This window comes from Streptomyces sp. UH6, assembly GCF_013421635.1.
Taxonomy (GTDB): Bacteria; Actinomycetota; Actinomycetes; order Streptomycetales; family Streptomycetaceae; genus Streptomyces; species Streptomyces abyssomicinicus.
Map to the genome: position 1 here is coordinate 1 of NZ_JACADT010000790.1, position 2,675 is coordinate 2,675.

Consider the following 2,675-nt stretch of genomic DNA (forward strand, 5'->3'; position numbering starts at 1 on the left):
CTGTGGCGCGTGTCACAGCGACTTCGTGTCACGAACGGGCGCGCGGCTTCCATCCCCTGGTCGTCAGCAGTGGGAGAAGGAAGGCGAAGCGATGAGCGCACGGCACGAGAACGGCACGGCGACCACCACCCCGCACCGCGTGGTGGTCCTGGGCGCGGGTTACGCGGGCATGGCCGCGGCCGTCCAGCTCGCGGCCCGGGTCGGGCGGCGGGACGACGTGCGGGTGACCCTGGTGAACGCGCAGGAGCGGTTCACCGAGCGGATGCGGCTGCACATGACGGCGACCGGGCAGCGGCTCGCCGGGCCGAGCATCCCGGAGCTGCTGGAGGGGACGTGCGCCCGGTTCGTGCGCGGCTGGGTGACGGCGGTGGACGCGGACGCCCGGACGGTGCGGGTCGACGACGACCGGGTGCTGCCCTACGACACGCTGGTGTACGGCCTGGGCGGCGTGACCGACACGACCGCGGTGCCGGGCGTCGACGACCACGCGTACACCCTCGACGGACCCGAGGACGCCGAGGCGCTGGCCGGCCGGCTGGCGCGGCTCGGCAGCGGCACGGTGGTGGTGGCCGGCAGCGGGCTGACCGGTGTGGAGTCGGCCGCGGAGATCGCCGAGCGGCACCCGGAGCTGACGGTCGTCCTGCTGGGCCGGGAGGAACCCGGTGCGGCCATGAACCCGAAGGCCAGGGCGCACCTCCTGTCGGCGCTCGAACGCCTCGGCGTCGAGGTGCGCGGCGGCGTCACGGTGGAGAAGGTGCTGCCCGGGTCGGTCGAGGCGGCGGGCGGGGAGAGCATCGCCGCCGATGTCGTCCTGTGGACGAGCGGAACGCGGGCGGCCCCGCTCGCGGCGGCGGCCGGACTGGCCGTCGACGAGCGCGGCCGCGTTGTCACCGACTCCGCGCTGCGTTCGGTGTCGCATCCCGACGTGTACGCGGTCGGCGACGCCGCGGCGATCCGCCAGGGCTACGGCGTCATGCACGGCACCTGCCAGGGCGGGATGCCGACCGGCGTGCACGCCGCGGTCTGCGTCCTGCGCGCGCTGAAGGGCAAGCGGCCCAAGCCTTTCCGCTTCGGCTACTACCACACGCCGGTGAGCCTGGGCCGGCACGACGCGGTCGTCCAGTTCACCCGCCCCGACGACAGCCCGCGACGCGTCCACCTGACCGGCCGGGCGGCGGTCCGGTACAAGGAGACGGTCACCGCCTCGCCGTGGGCGACCTTCGGCCGGATGAAGAGGATGCCGTCCTCGGGCGCGTTCTGGCCGCGCGGCGGTCGCTTCACCCGCGTCGCCGGGGGCGCCCGGTGAGCGCGGGCCGGCAGGTCTTCCACGACTACCGCAGGCTGCTGTTCTCCGTGGCCTACCGCGTCCTCGGCTCCGCGGCCGACGCCGAGGACGCGGTGCAGGACGCCTGGATCAAGTGGTCGTCGGCCGACCGCGCCCAGGTCGCCGACCCCAAGGCGTACTTGACGCGGATCGTGACCAACCTGGCGCTGGAACGCCTGCGGTCCACCACCCGCAGGCGCGAGACGTACGTCGGTCCGTGGCTGCCCGAGCCCATCCTCACCGGCGGCGACACCGCCGACGCCGTCACGGACGCCGAGACGGTGTCGATGGCGATGCTGGTGGTGCTGGAGACGCTGAGCCCGCTGGAGCGCGCGGTGTTCGTGCTGAAGGAGGTCTTCGGCTTCAGCCACGCCGAGATCGCGGAGGCGGTGGAACGGTCCGAGGCGGCCGTACGGCAGGCGGCGCACCGGGCCCGTGAGCACGTGCGGGCCCGCAGGCCCCGGTTCTCCGCCGACCGTTCCCGGCAGCGCGAGGTCACCGAGCGGTTCTTCGCCGCGGCGACCGGGGGCGACATCAACTCCCTGATGGAGCTGCTGTCCCCGGACGTCACCCTGTGGACCGACGGCGGCGGAAAGGTCCGGCAGGCGCTCAGGCCGGTCGTGGGGGCGCGGACGGTGGCCTCGTGGTTCGCGGCCGTCGGCACGGTCACCTACCAGGGCGTCCGGCCCGCCGACATGCGCGCCGAGCTCGTCGAGATCAACGGAGGCCCGGGCATCGTGTTCAGCGCCCCGGACCGGGTGGTCGCCACCGTCACCTTCGACTTCGACGCCCACGGCCGCATCACCGCCGTCCACAACGTCGCCAGCCCGGACAAACTCCACGCCGTCACGGAGGGCACCGTCCACGACCTCCCGACGCGGTGACGGTGCGACCGGCCGCGGGGCCGGGGCCAGGCGCCGGCCGGCCCCAGGGACCGGGTCAGGGGACGACGACGACCGGGGTGCCGGTGGAGGCGAACTCCCACAGGGCCGTGCCGTCCTCGACCGGCATGCGGACGCCCGCCGTCTGCTTGCCGTCGGCCGGCGCGGGGGACGCCCCGTCCTCCGCGTGGGAGAAGGCGAAGTTCACCCCGCCGGAGAAGGCGAAGTACACGACGTGCTCGATCGCCACCCCGTCGGACCCGGTGGTCGCCGCCGTCCGCGTACCCGCCTCGTACTCACCCGGCTCCGGGTCCATCGTGCCGGGCCACACCGTGAAGCTGCGCAGCGCCTTGTCGCCGGCGTCCACCAGCCACACCCGGTCCGCGTCGAGCGCGTACACGAGCCGCCGGCCGGTGCCGGAATCGCGCGGCACCGACGCCGCGGAGGGGGCGTCCTCGCCCTCCGCCGGG

At 74.7% G+C, this 2,675-nt stretch carries 3 protein-coding genes; 2 read left to right on the forward strand and 1 reads right to left on the reverse strand.

Annotation, left to right across the window (positions count from 1 at the left end):
* Positions 1–91: 91 nt before the first annotated feature.
* Together HW445_RS25865 and HW445_RS25870 are read left to right on the forward strand one after the other, a co-directional pair.
* A complete protein-coding gene (locus HW445_RS25865; RefSeq protein WP_180223309.1) occupies positions 92–1,306 on the forward strand; it encodes an NAD(P)/FAD-dependent oxidoreductase in 1,215 nt (404 codons plus the stop codon).
* A complete protein-coding gene (locus HW445_RS25870; protein WP_180223310.1) occupies positions 1,303–2,208 on the forward strand; it encodes an RNA polymerase sigma-70 factor in 906 nt (301 codons plus the stop codon). Before HW445_RS25865 ends, HW445_RS25870 begins: the two co-directional genes overlap by 4 nt.
* Before the next feature lie 55 nt (positions 2,209–2,263).
* Here the strand turns inward: HW445_RS25870 and HW445_RS25875 are convergent.
* The coding region (locus tag HW445_RS25875; protein WP_180223311.1) for a hypothetical protein at positions 2,264–2,675 on the reverse strand (412 nt) is incomplete at its 5' end.

Excerpts from the sequence above, each read along its gene's own strand:
- HW445_RS25865 (WP_180223309.1), top strand. The coding sequence starts at position 92 with ATGAGCGCACGGCACGAGAACGGCACGGCGACCACCACCCCGCACCGC.